The sequence below is a fragment of the Shewanella sp. 553 genome (assembly GCF_059338375.1).
In genome coordinates this window covers 3,700,886-3,722,848 of the sequence record NZ_CM181701.1, presented here as the reverse complement: position 1 = coordinate 3,722,848, position 21,963 = coordinate 3,700,886, and the positions used below count along the sequence as shown (strand labels likewise).

Here is a 21,963-nt window from a genome sequence, read left to right as displayed (position 1 = left end):
CCGTGGCGCCAAAAGTAGCCAAGGGCAGATAACGAATAATGATAACCTAACCCTTTTGCCTGCGCTGAGTGACCTAAAGCGCAGGCTTTTTTAATTATAGAACCTGCTAAAGGCGCGTTTTGAGCGTGGGTTTGGTAAACTTAGCGTTTGTGTGATGACTGAAATAGAGCCTGTTGTGAGTCGAGCCCTGTGTGAGCAATGCCAATACCCGCTAAATGCCTGCCTGTGCGCCCATATTAGGCCCATGTCGACTGAGCTCGAGCTGATTGTGCTGCAAGATCCCAGCGAAGTTAAGCATGCTAAAAATAGCGTTAAGTTAATGAAAGCCGTGCTTCAGCCGCTGCGTGTCGAGGTGGGGGAAACACCAAGTGATTTTGCCGCGCTTAAGGCCTATCTCGACAGTGTGGATAAGCCGATATATTTACTCTATCCCTCAGAGCATAGCCAAAGCATGACTCAGCAGAATATCGTACCTGATGCTGTGCTGTTACTGCTCGATGGCACCTGGCGTAAAGCCTATAAGTTATTGCAGCTCAACCCTTGGTTGCAACAGTACCCAGCGCTGCATCTGGAGCTGGATTCGCCCTCCCATTACACTATTCGAAAAGCGAAGCGTGACGACAGCTTATCGACCCTAGAAGCGGCGGCGCTGGCCATTAAAGCGGTAACGCCTCATGTTGATGTGTCGCCCCTTAGCGATGCATTGGCGGCATTGGTTGAGCAGCGTCTCAATGCCATGCCAGTGGCCGTGAGGGCGCGTTATGGTCAAAATGACTAATTGACCTAAAAATGTGTGATCTATCGCCGTGGCTACGCTAACAATTTAGCACTGGGTCACGATAACAGGATTGGAACTGATGTTTAATGATGCCATCACTTGTGTGCAAGTGGTGAGATAGTTGTGTCAGTCATTGTCCATGCAGGGAGGCAGTGACTGACACGGCTGTCGGTTTCTTATTGCGCCCTGTATTTATCCCCTTAGAGCAAGCGGCGAGCATGGCTTTATTGCCGGTATTGCCCACCCCTTGCTTTATAAAGTGGCCTGGTTGCCATGACTCGATTTACATTTGCTCTCTTCTCGCATACTCAACGCCTAAAATAAGCCGCTATCATCACGAGCAAGCAGCAGGTAATATCAGCATGCCATACTGCAAGTCAGTGATTTATCCTTGGCTAAATGGGCGCTTGGTAAACACTGGGATACATAGTATTGATACTCATCGTTTATCACACATAGGATTTGAGGAAAAAATGATGTTTCGTAAACCGCATTGCATCACATCGATATTCATCGGCTGCGCTTTGCTGTGCAGTGGCGCCGTAGTGGCCAAAGATGACCCTAGCCAAAATGAAAAAACCGCAACGACCGAGGCGCTATCGCGACAAACCGAGCAAGATCAATTAGCCAAGGCGCGCCAAGCGGCGAGCGAGACCGAGCAGCGTCAGCAAGAGGTATTGCAGCGCCAAGAAGCAGGCGAATGGCAAGCAGAGCAACGGGCTAAGGCGCAAGCCGACTTTAATCAGCGCGAAACCCGTGAACAAAAATATTTACGTGAAGCGGCCGAAGCGGCGGCAAAAACGCGTAAAATCCCGCAACCTTAGGATGAATTCGCATACCGAGTGTGCAAATGACCCTTAACGTGGATCATTGAAATAGGAAATACCGTGAGTTGTTGTCCTTTATGTAAGAGCCCGTCGTTATCTGCATTTCATCAAGATAAGCAGCGCGCCTATTTTATCTGCTCAGTGTGCCAACTGGTCACTGTGCCCGACGAGTATTTGCTCAGCGCCGCCGACGAGAAAGCGTTTTACGATAATCATCAAAATAATAGTGACGATTTGGGCTATCGCCGTTTTTTAAGCCGCACATGGAGCCCGCTATTGCCGCGGCTGACACCCGCCATGCAAGGGTTAGATTTTGGTTGTGGCCCAGGGCCAACCATCAGTGTGATGGCTGACGATGCTGGCATCACTATGGCCAATTATGATCTGTATTATTTTAACCATCCTGAGCTGTTAGCCCGCCAATATGACTTTATTACCATGACCGAGGTGATTGAGCATGTTGCCGATAGCGCGGCATTGTTGCAGCAATTGGATGCCTTGCTCAAGCCCAATGGGGTGTTGGCTATCATGACTAAACGAGTCTTGGGCGCCGAAGAGTTTGCCCGCTGGCACTATAAGAACGATTTGACCCATATCCGTTTTTACAGCATTGCCACCTTTGAGTGGATAGCTAAGCAGTGGCAGTGGCAGCTCGAAGTGATTGATAACGATGTGGTATTTTTTACCAAAAGTGCCCGTTAAGGATTAAGCGGTTACAGCAGGCGCTAATGCTACCTGCTGGCAAAGAACTTTTTACTCAGTTTTATCTCGCCTATTGCTGCGCTATTTGGCTGCCTGTTAGGGCCATTGCGCGGCTTGCTTCCTCATTTTCAATATCAAAAAAGCAATACGTTACAATTAAGTTATGTAGATTTTACGCTCTGGCACTTGATCTTAATCCTGGTTTCACCGCTTAATAGTCAGCTAAATATCGATATCCTCATATCTTGAGTGTCTCGGTAACATTTAAATATTTTTAGCTGCGCAACGAGAGGGAACCACTGATGATGCGAACAATTATCGCGCTGGGGGTGTCGATAGCAGTGTTATGTACTGCAACGGCCGCACAGGCGACACAAGTCGACGATATACAAAGCTTTACACTCGATAATGGCATGAAGATCATGGTGTTAGAAGATGCTTCTATCCCCAATGCCAACATGTACTTATTTTGGAAAGTCGGCTCGCGTAATGAAGTCCCCGGCATTACCGGAATTTCTCACTTTTTCGAACATATGATGTTTAACGGCTCAAAAAAATATGGTCCTAAGATGTTTGACAGAACCATGGAAGCCGCGGGGGGAGCCAATAATGCTTACACCACAGAAAACGTCACTGTGTATACCGACTGGTTTCCTGCCAGCGCGCTAGAGACCATTTTTGACCTCGAAGCCGATCGCATTGCGCATCTGGATATCAATGCTGAAATGGTAGAAAGTGAGCGCGGTGTGGTGACCTCCGAGCGCACCACAGGGCTAGAAAACTCTAACTGGCGCACCATACAAGAAGAGCTTAAGGGCGTCGCGTTTAGAGCGCACCCTTACAGTTGGTCTGTGATAGGCCATGAATCGGATATCGCCGCCTGGACCCTAGACGATTTAGTGCAATACCATAAGACCTACTATGCACCTAATAATGCGGTGGTGGTGATTGCGGGCGATGTGAAACTCAATGAAGTGAAAGCCTTAGCCAATAAGTACTTTGCGCCAATTCCAGCCCAAGCGCCGCCGCGCGAAGTGAAAACCGTGGAGCCGCTGCAAAAAGGTGAGCGCCGCGTTTATGTGCACAAGCCTCGGTCAGTACGCCTAACGTGATGCTGGGCTATCATGTGCCCGCCACGACCCATGCCGATTACTATGCACTGGATCTCTTGTCCTCTATTTTGACCTCAGGCAATAGCTCGCGTCTCTATCAAGGCTTGGTTGAGCAACAGGTGGCGATAGAAGTCGAAACCTATATGCCGATGAGTTTTGACCCTAACTTGTTTTACGTTATGGGGGTGGCAAATCCAGGGATCACCGCCACGGAACTAGAAAAAAGCATGATTAGCGAAATTAACCGCGTTGCGCGTGAAGGCGTCACCCAGCACGAATTAGACAAGGTTAAAAATATCAAATTGATGGACTTCTATCGTTCGATGGAAACCATCAATGGTAAAGCCAACACCCTAGGCACCTATGAGCTTTACTTTGGCAATTATGCTCAGTTATTTAACGCGCCTGAGTCCTATAACAAGGTCACCCCAGATGATATTCAACGTGTAGCGCAAACCTATTTACGTCGTGCCAACCGCACCGTTGCCGTATTGGCGGCCACAGAGGAGAGTGACCAATGAAGCAGTTTATTAGCCAAATGCCCGCCAAGTTGTCGACATTAGCGCTGACCGCGCTGCTGGCGGCCACGCTAGGCTTATCTGGTTGTACGACGACTCAAACGCCTGTGTCTGACAGTGCCAGTTTTAAGATGCCTGCTTATGAGCGTTATCAACTCGACAATGGCTTAACTGTCTATTTAATGCCGCAGACGGAGGTCCCCTTAATTACCGTTAATGCCGTGGTGCGTGCGGGCGCCGTTAACGATACAACTTCCGGTGTGGCGCTGATGACGGCGCAGTCTTTACTGCTTGGCGCTAATGGTCAGTCAAAAGCCGACATTGAACAGATGGTCGATTTCCTCGGGGCGTCTATTGGGGCCAGCGCTGGCAAAGAGGGCACCTATATTGGCGCCGACTTTATGGCGAAAGATAGCGATAAGATGTTGCCATTGGTGCGAGACTTATTGGTGACGCCTGATTTTTATGCCGAAGAGTTTGATAAGTTGCGTCAGCGTGAAATGGCTGCGTTAGCGCAAGCGAAAGAGAGCCCTCGCAATGTGATTGGTCGCTATTTCGATAAGCTAATATTTGGTCAGCACCCTTATGGTAATCCCACTTCTGGGACGCGTACCTCGCTGGAGCAGCTTACTATCTCTCAGCTTAGAGCGTTTCATAAAAGCTATTATCAACCGCGCAACGCCGCTATCACTGTGGTGGGAGACTTTTCCCCAGCAGTCATGAAAGCCAAATTAGCTAGCTTGTTTAGCGATTGGCAAAATGGTGAAGCGATTCAAATGCCCACTTTAGCCCAAGGGCAGCCAGCGTTAAACCAGAGTAACGTCTTGCTGGTGAATAAGGGCGATGCCATTGAAACTACCTTCTTGATCGGTGGCAAAGGGGTCACGCGGGATAATCCTGATTTGGTTGGCTTACAAGTGGTGAATACCATATTGGGCGGTCGCTTTACCTCATGGTTAAATGATGAATTAAGGGTTAATGCCGGCCTAACCTATGGTGCTCGCTCAGGTTTTAGCGCTTATTCTCAGGGCGGGGTGTTTAAAATTAGCACCTTTACCAAGAGTGAAACCACCAAAGATGCCATCGATTTGGCCTTAAAGACCTACGCGAGATTGTGGCAGAAAGGGATCGATCAGGCCACCTTAGACTCGGCCAAAGCCTATGTTAAAGGGCAGTTTCCGCCTAAATTTGAAACCAGTGGTCAATTGGCTGCTCTGTTGTCCGACATGTATTTGTACGGTTTCGACGACAGTTATATCAACGAGTTTCAAGCCAAGGTCGATGGCCTGACCATTGCCGAAAGCCAGCGCTTAATCAGTCGTTACTTTCCGCAGGATAAGCTGCAATATGTATTAATTGGTAATGCCAGCAAGATTGCCGATGTTGCGGCGCAATATGGCGAGGTTAAGCAAGTTGAAATTGATGCCGTTGGATTTGCCCAGTAAGTCTACATCCTAGCAGTGCAGACCTTGCTGTTAAATAACCAGCCCCAGTAACCTTAAATTACAGGGGCTTTTTTATGATTGGCGATTAGCGCTGCTTATAGGCGCTCAAGAGTTAAAGCGCGCCTTCGTAGCCAATTTGACGCCAGGCTTCATAGCTGATGATCGCTACCGCATTAGACAGATTTAAGCTGCGACTGCTACCTGTCATGGGGATTTTTAGGCGTTGTGTGGTCGGTATGGATTCGATGATCTCCATCGGTAAACCGCGGGTCTCAGGGCCAAACAACAACACGTCATCTTTCTCAAAACTCAGTTCGTTGTGTGGACGGCTGCCTTTTGTGGTGCACGCCATTATTCGCTTCCCTGCCATTGCCTCGAGAAAATGGGCAAAGTCTTTGTGGCGCGTCACCCGGGTTAAGTCGCTGTAGTCTAAACCCGCGCGGCGCAGCTTTTTCTCTTCTAAATCAAATCCAAGTGGCTCAATTAAGTGCAGTTGGCAGCCATTATTAGCACATAAGCGAATGATGTTGCCTGTGTTAGGGGCGATTTCGGGTTCATAAAGGGCGATATGGAACATGCTGGCCTACCTTTGGATTGATGAGCGGCGATTATACGGTAAAAGTCGATGGTGGAAAACGTCACTGTGAGTGGGATCGTGAATCTCAGCATCGCCATCAACATGGTCGGCATTTAGGTTTATATTACCTAGGACTGTCATTAATTGCTGAGATAGATATGGAGCTGGCTAAACTTTCACGTATTAGCATGAAACACTTAATCACGTTGCACGTGATGCTGGACACCTTGAGTGTGACTGACAGCGCTCGGCGGCTGTGCCTTAGCCCATCAACGGTGAGTAAGACCTTAAGCCAACTGCGCAATAGCTTAGATGACGAGTTGTTTTACCGTCATGGTAATAAGTTGGTTGCCACGCCTGTTGCCCGTCGACTTGGGCCGAGTGTGCATCAAATCATTAATGATATGAACCAGATGGTCAGCCAAGAGGCGTTTAATCCTGCCCTGTATGAGGGCTGCTTTTCGTTAGCCATGCGTGAAAGCACCTTTGAACTGCTCGCGGCAAAGCTAACTGCCCAAGTGCTGAAGATGGCGCCCAACATTCGCTTAACCATCTGCGCCAAGGAGGGAATAGGCTTCGACGGTTTAGTGCAGGGAACACTGGATTTCATCATCTTGCCCCATGATCGCAGCCAGCCGCCTATCACCCAGCAAGACTTGGTGTGGGAAACCTTAATTGATGATCAGATGGTCTGTTTAATGAGTCCGGCGCATCCATTGGCTCATCAAGAGACCATTACCATGGCCGATTACTTAGATTTTAGTCATGTGGGAATAAGCGATGCTGACTTAAATATTCCCTTTTTTGAGATGCAGTTAGCTCAGCAGTCACGCCAGCGGGCGACCCCTGTAGTGGTGCCCGACTTTGGCAGTGCGGCGTTAATGTGTCATCACAGTGAACTGCTGTTTACCTGCTCGCGTCATTGGGCCAATACCGCTTTGCAGGCCAAAGGATTAGTCACTAAAGCGCTACCATTCGATTATGGCAAGGTCGCCTACAGTCTGGTTTGGCAGCGTCAGAGCATGAATGATCCCGCGCTGCGTTGGCTCTATCAACAGATAGTTGAATGCAGTCGAATGGCGTTTGAATGAAGGAGGGCGTTGGGGTTTGAGGTTTTGGTGTTGGGCTTAATGGTTTTTTATTTGCCACTAAAGCAGATAATTCCAAAAATTCAGCCTAGTTCTTATGACTGATTTCATCAAGGAGCGTAATCTGTATGGTTGATTTATTTTGTAAAAAAAAACGATTATGTAACGATGTTGAATCATAAATGCAACAAGCAAAGGACTGTAAATGAACAAAAAATATATCGCTGCGCTGCTCACTCTGCTAGTCAGTTCGTCAGTGTTTGCGAATACTCAGTGTAAGACTGTCTTTAAAGTAACCTATGATGATGCGTTAACCTTGCAAACAGACAGCATTCTACAGGTTGACCCTGATTTTGATGTAAACCAAGCACTCACTCTAGAGTTAACTTCTACTAATTGCGCAATACGCACCAAGAACATTAATGAAGTACCGGACGTTTTCCTAGAGGGCGATAGTCGTACTATCATTCAAAAGCGTGAAAATGTGTTAACGACGTATGTTCAGGTATATAAGGGCGCTAGGTGGGTAATCACTAGTTATAGTCAAGCGCTTATCGATCTTAATAAAGATGAACAAGAGCCGGTGTAGTACATATCATTTTAATAATTTATCGACTAAATATAGATTTTGTACAAAAGGAACTCTCGGGTTCCTTTTTTAATCTGGCTGACCTCGCTAGGGTTATGATTATATCTATATTTATCTATAGTTATCTATAGTTATCTATTGTTTTTAAGCGTTATAGTTCAACAGTGATCAGCCAGATAGCTTAATTGGTTCGCATGCTCATCAGGGGGGAGTTCGTGATGGAAAACAGTGTCAGATTGCGGGATTTTATTCAGTCATTTACCCATTTAATCGAACACGTCGGCAGCGATGAGGTGCGTATTTTGGCTGATGGAAAAAACCTACTGTCAGCACTTATCCGTCATGATGATTGGTTGCCCGAAGCGTTTGCCCAGCCGAGCATGGACAGGTATCAACAGTATTTGCTCTATTGCGATCCGCTGGAGCGTTTTTCTGTGGTGAGTTTTGTATGGGCGCCGGGACAAACGACCCCAGTGCATGATCATACCGTATGGGGCATGGTTGGCGTTATGCGCGGCGCCGAGCTCTGTGAGGAGTTTGAACTAGACCCTGCAACCGCTCGCTTGCGCGCAATCGGCTCACATCTCTTGCCCACGGGCGGCGTTGATCTCGTATCACCGCGCATTGGCGATATCCACAAAGTTTCAAATGCCCTTAAGGATAGTGTGTCGATCAGCATTCACGTCTACGGCGCCAACATCGGTGCGGTAAAACGCCATGTGTATGACCTCCATTCTGGGCAGAAAAAGCCATTTATTTCTGGGTATACCAGCAAGGTCATCCCTAATATATGGGATCATGAAGCCGAGTAGACTTCGGCGGTGCCTTTTTTGGCAAGAGTGTTTGAAGGTCGCACCTTCATGGTTGTTAATTGCCTGCCGCAGGCTTACACCTATCTCTAACGCCTCTTCGATTTGGCTTTATTTGGTGTGAATTCAGAGTTAAAAGCTAAGAAGCTTTTGCCCCAAAGTGTGTTGGGCTTGGCATGAAGAACAATGACATTTGCTTGAGTAGCGGCTGGCTGTATTTTTATTAATTGAAAGTGTTTGAAGGTCGAACCTTCAATGTGAGTTAATTGCTTGCAGCAGGCTAATGTGCAGATACTGCTTCGGTGCGCTTTTCGCCGTCCTTGGCCGCTTAACGAAAACATCCCTGTTTTCGATACCCTCAGCCGTATCTACACCGGTTATTCTGTCTCTTCGATTTAGCTTCACTTGGTGTGAGCCGCTAGTTCAAAAGCTAACAAACGTTCGCCATGTTCGATGCACGCTAAAAACAGAGCGAAAAACGTGTTTTTTATGCTCGATAAACAGCCTGCAATTTTATAATTAGTTGAATTGTTGTGATTTAATAATTTGTTGTAGAGACCTCTACATCAACTCGTTCTGTTTTGCGGGGAACTTATTCAACTTTTATGGATGCGATGTTCACTTTATCGCTTTATTTCAATGTATTAGCGTGTCATAGTTGCTGCAGGTTAAATTTTGGACAGCAGTTTGTTGAGCTGCTATTCAATAAGCTGTTATGTGTTTAAGAGGTTTTATGATTGATAGTCGATTGAAAAGGTATTGGTTAGCTGAGCTGAAACAATCAGCGACATCTCTTGAAAAACTTTATCGAAGTAATAACTGGAATGACGAGCTTGAATTTTCGGTTGAAAAATCCATTTTCCTCGGCTTCTACGCTATCCGTAAATTGAAAGAAAGCGGTTTACTTCCAAATAACGTCATAAGTCTTAACTGGAAAATTACGACGTATCCTAAAGCAGATAAGCCTAAACAAAATAAGTTCATAAATGACTACCAGCTTTTTTCTGGCGGTTCAAAGCAACTTAGTTTGGAGGTTTTATGTAATCAATTTGTACATAGTAATCATTTCTCACCTTTTCTTCCTGATGGTCATGTTTGTGTAGGGTTCTTCTTTGCTTCAGACAGAGAAAGTAAAAAAGAGTTGTATTATCTGCAGCTTGTAAGCGTGATTAATGTTTTTCTTAGCGTGGTTAATGAGAAGAGAATGACGTTAGAATTAGTACATAATGAAAGTGAATTCTCTGTCAAACTACCCAACACATAACAAGCACTTTAAACGGAACAAAAACAGTTGGTTAGGTTCCGCTTTGCTTCACATTTTAACCAACTATTTTTGTCCGCTTAAGTGGGCGTTAACCCATAAAAAAATTAATCTGAAACATACCAATTAGAACATTAGTCCTAACAAGCTTTGGTTCAAAAATAAGTTAGCTTTTGATTGTCCGAGTGACACGAGTAAGGTCAAATCGAAGAGATTAAGAACTCGGGTGTAGGTGCGGCTGTGACCTTCCGTGACATGGATTGTACTTGAACAACGTCCATGTCTAAAAGCCAGTTCGGCATCCATGCCTCTCGTTCGTTAGCGCGAAGCTGGGCTTCACTCACCGTGTCACAGAAGCACTTGCACGAAAGGCCTGCGGCAAGCAATTCAAAACCATGAAGGTCAACGCTGCCATCAGCGATGTAAAAACCAACTCAGCCAAATGCAAAATCCAAAAATGCCAACACCTTCATTCGAAGTTCCACAACCTTTTGTCCAAAAACAATTTAGCTTTTGATTGTCCGAGTTCCAACCTTAAGGTTAAATCGAAGAGATTAAGAATTCGGTGTAGGTGCGGCTGAGGCCTTCGATTTCAGGGATGAAATCGCAGAGCGTCCAGGGATGGGTTTACAGCGATGCCGAAGAAGCACCTGCACGAATGGGTCGTTCACTCACATCCTGTGATCTCGACATTGGCGCATCCCTGCGCTGCACCTGCTGTAGGCAATTGATAAACCATAAAGTCATGGTTTCAAATATCCTTTTAAATACCAAAGTCAGCTTGACGCTCAAAAACTAAAGATGGGCGATTGGCGCTATAAGCTCAATCACCTTACAAATACACACTGGGCAAAACCAAATGCTTCACTCCTCGCTGCGACAGCTGTGTGGCGAGCTGCTGGATATCGGCTTCATGGCAGTTTGGCCAGTTCTTCGCTTCACCCGTAACGCCGTGATGATGAAAGGCATTGAGTTTAATACGTACTGTTTTGGGTAGCTTGTTAAGGTAGTGGGATAAGGCATCGACCTCTCGGTCGAAATCACTGATGCCGGGGATATGCAGTAGGCGCACTTCGTACAACTTATTATGTTGGGCTAATAGGGTCAGTGACTGGAAAACCCTGTGGTTATCGCGTCCGGTGATGTAGTTGTGGGTCTCTTGCTGCCACGCTTTTAAATCGACCATAGCGCCGTCGAGATAAGGCAATAGTTTGTGCCAACCTGTGTGACTTAGGCTGCCGTTGGTGTCGAGCATACTGCTGAGGTGGCTAAGTTGCGGGCTGGCTTTTATCGCCTTAAATAACGCGATAACAAATGGCAGCTGTAAGCTGGCTTCGCCGCCGCTAACCGTGATGCCGTTGATAAAGGGTAGGTTAATGCGGATCTGCGCCAGTAGTTGATCGACACTGTATTGCTGGGTTTTCGGGTTAGATTGTTTACTGCAGGCTGACAAACACGCATCACACTGGTTGCAGCGTTGGCTATCCCACACAATACGTGGTTTCACGCCGCTGCGATCTAAGGCGAGCGCCGCCTGTGGGCAGGCGGGAATACAGTCGCCGCAATGATCGCAGGGCGTGATGGTGTGGGGGTTATGACAGTTTTTACAGCTGTAATTACACCCTTGCAAAAAGATCACCAGCCGACTGCCCGGCCCGTCGACACAGGAGAAAGGCAAGATCTGGCTGACATTGGCCAATGGACTTGCCGATGATCGATGTACATTAGCTTCACGCTCTGTGGTTTTTCTGTCTGCGACTTTATCCACGGCTACCTTACTCATAACAGCTTTACTCACTGCCATTCAACTTACATGATCCACAACAGCTTTACTCAGCGTATTGCGGCGTTAGTTCAAGGGCGGCCACTCTCGGCTGACGCTTGAGTATGCCGGTATTCTGCGCCGCTTCGGCGCCTAGTCCTGTGGTATTGGTGCGTGAGCCTTGCTGTTTAAAGGCGGCGATATCCGAGAGTTTTATCATGTAGCCGGTAACGCGAATTAAGTCGTTAGAGGCAACATTGGCGCTAAATTCACGAAAGCCTAAGTTGAATGCGCCCTTGCATAGTTGCAGCATGGCCTCGGGGTTTTGCTTCACGGTAGCATCTATGGTGAGAATATCGCTGATCCCTGAGGTGTAGTATTGATGGTGCGGCGCTAACGCTTGAATATGTGCCACGGGATTGGGCTCGGTGCCATAGGGAATACGCACGCCAGGGGTGACATCCACATCGAGGCTGATACCGCTTTGCGAATGCAGTAGGGCGCGATCGTTATAACCGTAAGTCACAGGCGTCGATTTAACTATGCTATCTAAGGCTTTCGATATCCGGTAGCCCAGCTGGTTGGCGCCGTCGTGATGGCCGTAATTTTTACTGGGTTTGGCGCTCATCTGCTCAGATATGGGCGCATTGCCAAGCAGGATATCCACCGCCTCGGCCATGCCGTAAATGCCAAACATGGGGGCGAAACGTGACGGCTCAATAAGCCCCTCTTTTACCAAGAAGCTGTCGAAAAAATGCGACTCTTGATGGAGGAATTTAGCCCGTGCTTCGATGAGCTCATAGGCGAGGGCACAGTAGGTTGGCAGAGTATGTTCAAAGAAGGCGTCGATGCTACTTGCCTGACTGGCCACCTGTTTTAGATTAATCCGGACCAAGGTATTGGCGCCGCCGGCGAGTGGCAGCGCGTTATAACAGCTGACAATGCCGAATCCTTTAGCGTCAAAGGCGCTGGCGTGCAGTGGGTAATTGGCGATATGTGGCTTATTACATTCACAAATATTGCTAGCTGCCATCAACAGCAGGTCATCGGGCGTGGTGGCCGGGTCGTACATAAAGGTCAAGTTAGGCATGACCTGTTTAAGCTCGGCATCGATTTTAAGCAGGGTGCGGCAAACGATATTATCGCTTGGACCGATATTAACGTGCACAAAGGCGTCGGGCAGGGTGCGATCGAGCATGATCCACACGTTTTTCAGCTTGCGATATAAGGTTTGTTCATCAACGCCGTCAACGTAGGGCATGAGTAGTTCATCTAGCTGACCCAGATACACAGGCATATTAGTGACCGATGGCACATGATGATAGAGGATGATCAGCGCGTTGAGCGCTTCATCTAAATCTGTCGCGGCGGCGAGTTCTAAGTAGGCGGAGCCTTGGCGCAGAAATTTAGCATAATCGGGCAGCACATAGCGTGGTTTAAAGGGGGCGTGGCCCTCAAACATGTCGCAAATAATCCCCGCTTGCATGGCCGTGGTTACGGCATCGGACACCGCGACATAGGGCAAGCTCGCTTCAGCCTCTAAGGCCAGATAGTTCGACTTTTGTTTGGGAGAGAGATGAGGGTCGCTAACTATGCTTGCCAGTGTATTGAGTCGGGTCATGATAGGTATCCACAAAAAGAATATGGATATAATTTACGTGGTTCGCGTTTGGGCTAACAGTGAAAAACCGCTAATAGAGCGTTTCCAATCTGGAAATCCGCGGGGTGATATCTTAGTTTTTATTGAAGGTGAGATCTCGATTGACGCTGTGAGTTTGTAGGTAGGGCTTGATAACAACCAGGCCAAACCCTCAGAATGAGAGGATTTGGCCATGGCTGAGTGAGATTAGAAGAAACCTAATGGGCTGGTCGAGTAGCTAACCAACATGTTTTTGGTGTTTTGATAGTGGGCTAGCATCATCTTATGGTTTTCACGACCGATCCCCGACTGCTTGTACCCCCCAAAGGCCGCATGGGCTGGGTAGGCGTGGTAGCAGTTTATCCACACACGGCCTGCCTGTATGCCACGGCCCATACGTTGGGCGCGATTCATATCGCGGGTCCATACGCCGGCGCCTAAGCCAAACTGCGTATCATTGGCGATAGCCAGCGCCTCAGCCTCATCTTTAAAGGTGGTCATTGAAATAACCGGGCCAAAGATCTCCTCTTGGAACACGCGCATATTATTGGTGCCTTTGAGAATGGTTGGATTAACATAAAAACCATTGCTCTGCTCACCGCTGAGCTGGCAAAGTTCACCGCCAATGATCACTTCGGCGCCTTCGTTGCGGCCGATGTCGATGTAGCTCAGAATTTTATCGAACTGCTCTTTAGAGGCTTGTGCGCCCACTTGGGTGTCGGTGTCGAGTGGATTGCCCTGCTTGATGGTTTTAGCTCGGGCGATAACCCGCTCGATAAACTTATCGTAAATCGATTCGGCCACTAATACCCGCGATGGACAGGTGCAGACTTCGCCTTGGTTAAAGAAGGCCAGTAACATACCTTCGATCGCCTTATCTAGGTATTCATCTTCATGATCCATCACATCGGCAAAGAAGATGTTAGGGGATTTACCGCCCAGTTCAACAGTCGATGGGATTAAGGATTCGGCGGCGCATTTTAAGATGTGGTGGCCTATTTGGGTCGAACCGGTAAAGGCCAATTTTGCAATGCGTGAGCTAGTAGCGAGTGCTTGGCCCGCTTCTTTACCAAAACCGTTAACCACGTTAAGTACACCTGCGGGAAGCAGATCTTCAATCAGCTCAAGCATCACTAAGATAGAGGCCGGTGTCTGCTCTGCAGGCTTAAGGACGATGCAGTTACCGGCGGCGAGTGCGGGGGCGATTTTCCATGCGGCCATCAGTAGGGGGAAGTTCCAAGGAATAATTTGTCCGACCACACCTAATGGCTCAGGAAAGTGGTAGGCCACCATGTTGTTATCAATGTCGGCCGCGCTGCCTTCTTGGGCGCGAATACAGCCAGCAAAGTAGCGAAAGTGATCAACAAACAGCGGCAGATCGGCGTTTAGGGTTTCGCGCACCGCCTTACCGTTTTCCCAGGTTTCGGCTACCGCAAGGTATTCGATATTTTGCTCGACGCGATCGGCGATGCGCAGTAATACGTTTGAGCGTTCGGTCGCCGAGGTCTTACCCCAGGCGTCTTTGGCGGCATGGGCAGCTTCGAGCGCTAATTCAATATCTCTCGCATCTGAACGTGGCACTTGGCAAAACGCTTGGCCATCAACTGGCGAGCTGTTAGTAAAATATTCACCGCTTACAGGTGCGACCCATTTACCACCGATAAAGTTATCGTACTGACTTTTGAAGGTGACGAGTGAGTCGGCGCTACCCGGTTTTGTATAAATCATGCTGCTTCCTTGTATTGATTTGAGTATTGATTCGAGTCTTATTTCGTGCCGCCATCTTGTGCGCGGTTGGTATAGTGAGCGACTGACTTATCGCTCGATAAAATAGGGTTAAGCAGGTACTTGCCTGTCGCTTGTGTGTCACTGACCTGCTGATGTGCCCTACTGCATTTGGTCTATTACATAGAGCACGTTACAAGGTGCGCGCCAAACTGGCAGGAGTTGTGTTGATTGTTTGGTAACAGTATGATGAAAAGCTAATTTTTGATGTCTGAATGTGCGTGTTCCAGTAAGAGGTAGCACTGGAAGGGTCGTCGCACTGTGACATAAGTGCACAGCCGCTGTGCCAAAATGGAACACTGTTATGACGATTGCTCCACAGACAGAGGCTTGGTTATCTGACTCTTGGTCACGCAGCCAAGGTGCAGGATTATCAGAAACCCAGCTGCCACAAGCCGTGCGTTTAGAAAGCGACGCGCTCGCCGAACGCCACGAGCTATATCGCAAATTAATCGCCCTGATTGAACAACACGCTTTACCCTTGTTTCATCAGCTCATGGCGCATACTCAGAGCCGCCTTATTTTGTCTGACAACGAAGGTTATGTGCTGCGCCATTGGGGGGTAGCACAATACTCTAATAAGTTGGCCAATGTGGCGCTGGATATCGGGGTCAATTGGCATGAGCAGTACCGAGGCACTAACGCCATTGGTACGGCGCTAACCTCAAAGCAAGCGGTATCTGTGATTGGCGATCAGCACTTTATTCGTCAGCATCGCTTTATGAGTTGCACCGCTACGCCCATTTTTTCGCCCACGGGGGAGATGCTCGGCGCTATCGACATCACCAGCGAACAACAACGCCATAGCCAGCAGACCCTGTTGTTGATCGCCAGCTTAGCGCAACAGATTGAAACGGCGCTATTATGCCATCTGCCCGGTAGCCACTATCGTATTGACTTAGCTGAGCAAGCTTCGCTTATTACCTCGGGATGGCAAGGTATAGTGGTCGCTAATGCCGAGGGTAAAATATTGGGCTGTAACCCGATGGCCCACAAACTGCTGCAGAGCGCCAAGGTGGGTGACGATATTCATCAATATTTGGGGCAGCAATGGCATCGCCCCGAACAGTTATTACAGCATCAAAGTTTACACCTTAAGACCCAAGAGTTAGTGCCCAGTAGCCGCTCTCATCTGGTGAGTCAGCAGATAGGCGTGCGTTTTCGTGACCCGCAATTGGAGCGCGCTTGGCAGCAGGCCAACAAGGTGGTTAAACGTAATATTCCGTTATTGGTGTGCGGTGAAACTGGGGTCGGTAAAGAGCAGTTTATTAAAAAGTTGCATCATCAGAGCAGCCGTAGCCAGCACCCATTAGTGGCGGTCAATTGCGCCGCCTTACCGAGTGAGCTGGTGGAATCAGAGCTGTTTGGTTATCAGGGGGGCGCATTTACCGGTGCCAGTCGCAGTGGTTATTTGGGCAAGATCCGTCAAGCCGATGGCGGCTTTTTGTTCCTCGATGAAGTGGGCGAAATGCCCCTTGCGGCGCAAGCGCGCTTGTTGCGGGTATTGCAAGAGCGCGAGGTGGTGCCTGTTGGCAGCAATCACACCTTCAAAGTCGATATTCAAGTGATTGCCGCTACCCATATGGATTTAGCGTCTCTGGTCGAGAAAGGCTTGTTTAGACAAGATTTATATTATCGACTCAATGGCCTGCAAGTGGAGCTGCCGCCGCTGCGCGATCGCCTAGATAAGGCGCGGATCATCGATAAATTACACAAGCGTTATCGGGTGGCGCCGCAAGCATTATGCGCTGAACTGTTAGCGCGGCTGTTATGTTACGCCTGGCCGGGTAATTTACGTCAGTTAGATAATGTGATGCAGGTGGCGTGTTTGTTGGCCGAGGGCGACGAGGTATTAGCGTGGCATCATCTGCCTGATCATATGCAGCAACAGCTGCGTGTGGCCGATCATCTATTGCCGATAGAGTCAGTGCTTGAAGAGAGCCAGTCAAAAGCGGGTCAATCCCTCAATGCCACCATTAATGCCAATGTCGCCGCCTTGTATCATGAGTGTCAAGGCAATGTGAGTTTGTGCGCCAAACGTTTGGGGATCAGCCGTAATGCGCTGTACCGTAAATTAAAGGCCTTAGGGCTGAAGTAAGCTTGGTTACATGGTCTGATTTGAGCGAAATATGTGACTGACCGCGCTAAGCTAAATATGATGTAAATGCGCCAGCTCACGAAGCTGACCTGAGACAATATCACCACTTGCTTGTGTGGCGTTATCACCATTAAGGTAAGCGCCAATGAGCTTGTACCATCAATAATCACTGATTTAAATCAGTTGGGAGAGAAGCATGTTTGATGCATTAGTGTTAACTCAGCAAGATAAAGTGACGCACGCCAGCGTGACGCAATTGAGCGAAGATCAGCTTCCGGCTGGCGATGTGGTAGTTGATGTCGCCTATTCCTCTCTCAACTATAAAGATGGCCTGGCGGTGACAGGCACTGGCAGAATTATCCGCCAGTTTCCTATGGTACCGGGCATCGATTTTGCGGGCGTGGTGAGCGAATCGGCAGATCCACGCTACCAAGTGGGTGATGAGGTGATCCTCACTGGTTGGGGCGTGGGTGAAAATCATTGGGGTGGTATGGCGCAAAAAGCACGCGTCAATGCCGACTGGTTAGTCCCCATGCCAGCAGGATGTGATGCCGCCAAAGCCATGATGATAGGCACCGCCGGGCTTACCGCCATGTTGTGTGTACAGGCATTGCAACGCGCCGGAGTGACGCCAGAGCAAGGTGAGGTGCTCGTCACTGGCGCCAGTGGTGGTGTCGGCTCGGTTGCGGTGACCTTGCTTGCCAGTGCGGGTTATCGTGTGGTGGCCTGCAGTGGCCGCGTTGAACAAAATGGCCCTATGCTTAAACAGTTGGGCGCGGCAGAGGTGATGGATCGCGCCGAGTTACAGCAAGATGCGAAACCCTTAGAGGCCCAGCGCTGGGCAGGTGTGGTCGATACCGTTGGCGATAAAATTTTAGCGAAAGCATTGGCGCAAATTAACTATGGCGGCGCCGCGGCCATTTGTGGTCTTGCGGGCGGATTTGCACTGCCCACCACAGTGATGCCCTTTATTTTGCGCGGAGTTAGCCTACTGGGTATTGACTCCGTTTCTTGCCCATTTGAGAAACGCCAAGCCGCGTGGCAAGAGGTGATTGCACGTTTACCTGAGCAGTTCTATCAGCAGGCTTGTCAGCAAGTGAGCCTAGCTCAAGTGCCAGAATTTGCCGATAAGATTGTTAAAGGACAGGTGACAGGGCGAGTGCTGGTTAAACTGTGATCCGCTATTGATGGCCGCAAATGGTGGCCGTCAATACCGTAGGGCTCAACGCTGCGTTGCGCTAACCAGAACTGGGTATCGGCAAGCTTGCGTTAGCTTCCTGCGTATCCCCCCATTTATTGAGTGGCCTAAGGGCCACTTTTTTTGTGCTTAAAATTTATCAAACGACTTTAATTCAATGGCTTGATTATGTGAGGGTACCGTTGATCTTGGTCACAATTTAGCCGTTAATAGCTTGTGACTGGTTTGCTGTTCGCCGTTGACATAGGCATACTGTAGCGCTGCTGGAGTGCAGCATTAAAGATGGTCTAAAGTTATTGTCCAATAAAATGGCTATGTGTTGTTTGAATGGGATTAGTCATTGCATCAATGTAGGTAGTGAGCACTGCATATATTGACCCAACGACTCGGCATTAACTTGTGTTGTCACTCAACCTTAGCCTTTAATTTAATGAATTAGGCTAGCACAGCGACAGGTGATTTGACTCAGGCTCGGTGGTTTCCCCATTACATTAACTCAGTAATTTATGGATGGGTATCACTTAGGCTGGTTAAATCAAAACTCCTCTTATGTCACTATCACTACACAAACAAGTTGGTTGAATGATGAACATTTCCAAAGCATTACTGTTGGCGCTGTTAGTGCCAACCTCCCTCGTCATCACAGATGTACAAGCAACGGGGGCTGAAGATGGTATTAACGTCTCTGGTACCGTCAGAGTCAATTATGCCTACAAAGATTATGATCAAGCCTCTAAAGACAAGTTGGGTGATTTTACTTTCGATATGGCTGCCATCAAGTTTGACGGCAAGTTAGGCGATTGGGGACTGGGCCAGCGAATATCGCTTTTTAGATGGCTGGAATATGTTGCGTTACGGCTATGGTTTTTATGATGTAAATCCACAATGGCAATTGCAATTGGGTGTCACCCAAGTGCCTTTTGGTAACCCAGGGTTTATTTCAAATAGCTTTTGGTTTGGCGTGCCATATTACCTGGGTTTCGAAGATGATTATGATTTAGGGGTTAAGGCTGCCTATTCTAGCGGCGCGTGGAACACTGAAATGGCATTCTTTAAAAATGCCGAATATGCCGCCAGCAACAATCAGCGCTATGCGACCGATCTGTATTCGGGTGTGGTTAATGGCATCGAATATTTTAACCAAGAGACTAATCAGCTTAATCTACGTCAGATGTATGAGATAACCTATGCTGGTGGTCAAACTCGCCTAGGTGGTTCAGTCGAATTCGGTCAAATCTATAACAGTAATACTGGCAATAATGGCGATCGCTACGCTGTCGCGTTACATATGGATAGCAGCTATAACGGCTGGAACCTGCAACTGCAGGTGATGCAGTATGAATACGACGCTGCCGATGCGGTTGATAGCAATAAGATTGCGGTGTCCGCTTATAATTATCAGTATGAAATTGCAGCTAAAGCGCAAGCGTATAGCGTCAACGTCGCCAAGACGTTAGATACCGATTGGGGCAGCATTAAGTTATATAACGACTTTGGCATGGTCACCCCAGATGTCGATGACGACAGCTATGACACCAGTTATCAAAATGTCACTGGCGTCGCCCTTGCTGCGGGCCCGACTTACACCATGATTGACTTTATTTTGGGTAAGAATATGTACGCGTCGACTGGCGATAACAGCCATGTCGGCCTGCCTGAGATGGGCGATAGCTGGGATAAACGAGTTAATATTAACTTTGGTTACTATTTTTAAGTTTTAAGTTTTAAGTTTTAAGTCTTGAGTCTTAAGAGCTAAACCATAAGGTTTAAGGTCTTAAGGCGCTAAACTCAATTAGCTGTTAGCCGCTCAAAGCCCAATGCCAACTTCTGTTTGGTATTGGGCTTATTATTTTCTGGCCCCGCCAGCCAGATGGATCCTAGGTTGGCTTTTATCCTGTTTTGCAATGACTGAGCGTGACGGCTGAGCTTAGTCATTTTTTATTCATGCTTATCTAAGATGTTCTCTCATACCGTGATTGCTTAACTTGGCTGTTGACAATGATGAAGCCTCATTATGCTTGGCTTTTCTGCTGCGTCGCCACCGATAGTCGGATTTGGAATCGATTCCAAAAGACTGCCAAAGTAGTGGTTTCGATTAAATTTGAAGCCAGTTACCACTTTTAAAATGTTGCTAGCTTGTTTTAAAAGTAACTGTTGATTAACTCCCGTTTTGGAACGGATTCCAGCCCTATGATGATGCTGTCGAATAAATCATAAGGGTGATAACAGATGAGTAATGTAGATCTGCTAGGACGCCGTAATTTCATTAAAGGGCTGGGTGCCGCGGCGGGTGTCGCAATGGCAGCGCCTGCAATGGCGGTTTCTGAGAAAGCTGACGGTGTGACATGGGACAAAGAAGTTGAAGTGCTGATCATAGGTTCAGGCTTTGCTGGCTTAGCGGCGGCGATCGAAGCCACCCGCAAGGGCGCTAAAGATGTCCATATCTTTGAGAAGATGTCTTACTTTGGTGGTAACTCCGCCATTAACGGTGGTCTTTTTGCTGCGCCTGGTACGCCGATGCAGAAAAAAGAGGGTGTACAAGATTCGGTCGACCGCATGGTCGGCGACCAGTTAAAGTCTGGCCGTGGTATTGCTGATGAAGCGCTGTTACGCCATGTGGCCTCTCATGCCGTTGAAGCCTTACAGATGACGATTGATGCTGGCGCTGAGTATCATCCCTACCTTCAACAGCTCGGTGGTCACTCCGTTGCGCGAACCTATCAGACCACGGTGAGCTGCGGCGCAGGTATTACCCAACCGCTTTATAAAGAGTGTCAGCGCATTGGTGTTAAAACTCATAACCGTTCTAAGTTTGAAGGCTTTTTAGTGGGTGAAAAAGGGGAAGTGGTTGGCGTTAAAATGCGCCAGAACTATCATTTTGGTGAAGACCAACCCGGTGATGTGCTGAATATTCGTGCTAAGCGAGGCGTTATTATGGCCACAGGTGGCTTTGCGCAAAACGTTGACTTACGTATGGCGCAAGATCCCACTTTAACCTCTGAAGTGGGTTGTACTAACGCACCGGGCGCAACCGGTGAAGGGATGTACGAGATGTTCCGTTTGGGCGCTATCCCTGTGCACCTGGCACACATTCAGTCTGGTCCTTGGGCATCGCCTGATGAAGGTGGTTTTGGTTATGTATCGAATTATTCTATTTATAACTTCCCGCATTCAATGGCGATTAACCGCCTAACCGGTAAGCGTTTTATGAACGAAATTGCCGACCGTAAGACCCGTGCCGATGCTGAGTTGGCTTGTCGCGATGAAAAGGGTAATCCACTGCCGCCAATTTTGATCACCAGCTATAAGGATTCTAAGCAGCATCCCAATACTAAGAAGGTGATCAAGTACAACGTGGGTTGGAAGTTCGACACCATTGAAGAGTTAGCCAAGCATTTCGATGTGCCGTTGCAACCGCTTAAAGCACAAATTGAAGAGTACAACAGTTACGTTAAGTCTGGTGACGATAAGCAATTTGGTAAAAACATGACTAAGGCCAAAGATAAGTTTATCGAGGCGCCATTTACCGTGGTTCGCCTATGGCCAAAAGTGCATTACTGCCAAGGTGGCGTGCAGGTCAATGTTAATGCTGAAGTCAAAGATAGCTTTACGGGCCAATCAATTCCTGGCTTATACGCAGCAGGTGAGGTGTGTGGCGGTATTCACGGTGTGAGCCGTTTAGGCAGCTGCTCGATCCCTGAGTGTATGGTAATGGGCATGACCGCTGCACGCACCATGATGCAAGCTTAAGTCGATCGGTTAATTAGAGGAATCA

Annotated in this window: 15 protein-coding genes and 2 pseudogenes; 13 read left to right on the top strand and 4 right to left on the bottom strand. The window is 48.1% G+C overall.

Going from position 1 to position 21,963, the window contains the following annotated elements; translation table 11 throughout:
- Positions 1-175 precede the first annotated feature (175 nt).
- The 5 genes and pseudogenes from AC5YBZ_RS16420 to AC5YBZ_RS16400 all read left to right on the top strand — a co-directional run bounded on the left by AC5YBZ_RS16420 (position 176) and on the right by AC5YBZ_RS16400 (position 5,382).
- Positions 176-778 (top strand): tRNA-uridine aminocarboxypropyltransferase, encoded by a 603-nt coding sequence (locus AC5YBZ_RS16420; RefSeq protein WP_494543210.1) that lies wholly within the window; start codon positions 176-178, stop codon positions 776-778.
- 473 nt (positions 779-1,251) lie between these two features.
- On the top strand, positions 1,252-1,602 hold the full coding sequence (locus AC5YBZ_RS16415; RefSeq protein WP_475515157.1) for a hypothetical protein: 351 nt from the start codon (positions 1,252-1,254) through the stop codon (positions 1,600-1,602).
- 63 nt (positions 1,603-1,665) lie between these two features.
- Positions 1,666-2,307 (top strand): class I SAM-dependent methyltransferase, encoded by a 642-nt coding sequence (locus tag AC5YBZ_RS16410; RefSeq protein WP_494524082.1) that lies wholly within the window; start codon positions 1,666-1,668, stop codon positions 2,305-2,307.
- A gap of 302 nt (positions 2,308-2,609) precedes the next feature.
- A pseudogene (locus tag AC5YBZ_RS16405) lies at positions 2,610-3,940 on the top strand (M16 family metallopeptidase).
- A gap of 17 nt (positions 3,941-3,957) precedes the next feature.
- Complete coding sequence (locus AC5YBZ_RS16400) at positions 3,958-5,382, top strand: M16 family metallopeptidase (RefSeq protein WP_494543738.1); 1,425 nt, start codon at positions 3,958-3,960, stop codon at positions 5,380-5,382.
- A gap of 112 nt (positions 5,383-5,494) precedes the next feature.
- Here AC5YBZ_RS16400 and trmL read toward each other — a convergent pair whose 3' ends face one another.
- The gene (trmL, locus tag AC5YBZ_RS16395; RefSeq protein ID WP_494543209.1) at positions 5,495-5,959 is read right to left on the bottom strand and encodes a tRNA (uridine(34)/cytosine(34)/5-carboxymethylaminomethyluridine(34)-2'-O)-methyltransferase TrmL; all 465 of its coding nucleotides are present in this window, start codon (positions 5,957-5,959) and stop codon (positions 5,495-5,497) included.
- Between the two features lie 158 nt (positions 5,960-6,117).
- Here trmL and AC5YBZ_RS16390 point away from each other — a divergent pair, with 158 nt between their 5' ends.
- From AC5YBZ_RS16390 to AC5YBZ_RS16375, 4 genes are all read left to right on the top strand, one after another.
- Positions 6,118-7,050 carry a LysR family transcriptional regulator gene (locus tag AC5YBZ_RS16390; protein ID WP_494543737.1) on the top strand — a complete coding sequence of 311 codons (933 nt, stop codon included), beginning with the start codon at positions 6,118-6,120 and terminating at the stop codon, positions 7,048-7,050.
- A 202-nt stretch (positions 7,051-7,252) separates the two neighbouring features.
- Positions 7,253-7,636: a hypothetical protein gene (locus tag AC5YBZ_RS16385; protein WP_494543208.1), complete on the top strand. Its 384-nt coding sequence runs from the start codon at positions 7,253-7,255 to the stop codon at positions 7,634-7,636.
- Positions 7,637-7,854: 218 nt separating this feature from the next.
- A complete protein-coding gene (locus AC5YBZ_RS16380; RefSeq protein WP_494543207.1) occupies positions 7,855-8,448 on the top strand; it encodes a cysteine dioxygenase family protein in 594 nt (197 codons plus the stop codon).
- A gap of 730 nt (positions 8,449-9,178) precedes the next feature.
- Positions 9,179-9,709, top strand: a complete 531-nt coding sequence (locus AC5YBZ_RS16375) for a hypothetical protein (protein WP_494520650.1) — start codon at positions 9,179-9,181, stop codon at positions 9,707-9,709.
- An 829-nt stretch (positions 9,710-10,538) separates the two neighbouring features.
- On the opposite strand, the gene AC5YBZ_RS16370 is transcribed toward AC5YBZ_RS16375, so the two are convergent.
- The 3 genes from AC5YBZ_RS16370 to exaC all read right to left on the bottom strand — a co-directional run bounded on the left by AC5YBZ_RS16370 (position 10,539) and on the right by exaC (position 14,835).
- Positions 10,539-11,489, bottom strand: coding sequence for a YjjW family glycine radical enzyme activase (locus AC5YBZ_RS16370; protein WP_494543206.1), 951 nt, complete (start codon positions 11,487-11,489; stop codon positions 10,539-10,541).
- A 46-nt stretch (positions 11,490-11,535) separates the two neighbouring features.
- Positions 11,536-13,089 carry a YjjI family glycine radical enzyme gene (locus AC5YBZ_RS16365; protein WP_494543205.1) on the bottom strand — a complete coding sequence of 518 codons (1,554 nt, stop codon included), beginning with the start codon at positions 13,087-13,089 and terminating at the stop codon, positions 11,536-11,538.
- Positions 13,090-13,314: 225 nt separating this feature from the next.
- Positions 13,315-14,835, bottom strand: coding sequence for an acetaldehyde dehydrogenase ExaC (gene exaC, locus AC5YBZ_RS16360; protein WP_494543204.1), 1,521 nt, complete (start codon positions 14,833-14,835; stop codon positions 13,315-13,317).
- A gap of 361 nt (positions 14,836-15,196) precedes the next feature.
- Between exaC and AC5YBZ_RS16355 the strand changes: the two genes are divergently transcribed.
- From AC5YBZ_RS16355 to ardA, 4 genes and pseudogenes are all read left to right on the top strand, one after another.
- Positions 15,197-16,990 (top strand): sigma-54-dependent Fis family transcriptional regulator, encoded by a 1,794-nt coding sequence (locus AC5YBZ_RS16355; protein ID WP_494520654.1) that lies wholly within the window; start codon positions 15,197-15,199, stop codon positions 16,988-16,990.
- 196 nt (positions 16,991-17,186) lie between these two features.
- Positions 17,187-18,167 (top strand): acrylyl-CoA reductase (NADPH), encoded by a 981-nt coding sequence (acuI, locus tag AC5YBZ_RS16350; RefSeq protein ID WP_494520655.1) that lies wholly within the window; start codon positions 17,187-17,189, stop codon positions 18,165-18,167.
- Positions 18,168-18,770: 603 nt separating this feature from the next.
- Positions 18,771-19,902: pseudogene (locus AC5YBZ_RS16345) on the top strand (hypothetical protein).
- Between the two features lie 515 nt (positions 19,903-20,417).
- A complete protein-coding gene (gene ardA / locus AC5YBZ_RS16340) occupies positions 20,418-21,938 on the top strand; it encodes an acrylate reductase flavoprotein subunit ArdA (protein WP_494520657.1) in 1,521 nt (506 codons plus the stop codon).
- The last annotated feature ends 25 nt before the right edge of the window (positions 21,939-21,963 follow it).

What these genes read in the sequence shown, in the direction of transcription:
- AC5YBZ_RS16355 (WP_494520654.1), top strand. Translation starts at nt 15,197, where the DNA reads ATGACGATTGCTCCACAGACAGAGGCTTGGTTATCTGACTCTTGGTCA.
- ardA (WP_494520657.1), top strand. Translation starts at nt 20,418, where the DNA reads ATGAGTAATGTAGATCTGCTAGGACGCCGTAATTTCATTAAAGGGCTG.
- AC5YBZ_RS16385 (WP_494543208.1), top strand. Translation starts at nt 7,253, where the DNA reads ATGAACAAAAAATATATCGCTGCGCTGCTCACTCTGCTAGTCAGTTCG.
- AC5YBZ_RS16400 (WP_494543738.1), top strand. Translation starts at nt 3,958, where the DNA reads ATGCCCGCCAAGTTGTCGACATTAGCGCTGACCGCGCTGCTGGCGGCC.
- AC5YBZ_RS16370 (WP_494543206.1), bottom strand. Translation starts at nt 11,489, where the DNA reads ATGAGTAAGGTAGCCGTGGATAAAGTCGCAGACAGAAAAACCACAGAG.
- AC5YBZ_RS16390 (WP_494543737.1), top strand. Translation starts at nt 6,118, where the DNA reads ATGGAGCTGGCTAAACTTTCACGTATTAGCATGAAACACTTAATCACG.
- AC5YBZ_RS16380 (WP_494543207.1), top strand. Translation starts at nt 7,855, where the DNA reads ATGGAAAACAGTGTCAGATTGCGGGATTTTATTCAGTCATTTACCCAT.
- trmL (WP_494543209.1), bottom strand. Translation starts at nt 5,959, where the DNA reads ATGTTCCATATCGCCCTTTATGAACCCGAAATCGCCCCTAACACAGGC.
- AC5YBZ_RS16415 (WP_475515157.1), top strand. Translation starts at nt 1,252, where the DNA reads ATGATGTTTCGTAAACCGCATTGCATCACATCGATATTCATCGGCTGC.
- AC5YBZ_RS16365 (WP_494543205.1), bottom strand. Translation starts at nt 13,089, where the DNA reads ATGACCCGACTCAATACACTGGCAAGCATAGTTAGCGACCCTCATCTC.
- exaC (WP_494543204.1), bottom strand. Translation starts at nt 14,835, where the DNA reads ATGATTTATACAAAACCGGGTAGCGCCGACTCACTCGTCACCTTCAAA.
- AC5YBZ_RS16375 (WP_494520650.1), top strand. Translation starts at nt 9,179, where the DNA reads ATGATTGATAGTCGATTGAAAAGGTATTGGTTAGCTGAGCTGAAACAA.
- acuI (WP_494520655.1), top strand. Translation starts at nt 17,187, where the DNA reads ATGTTTGATGCATTAGTGTTAACTCAGCAAGATAAAGTGACGCACGCC.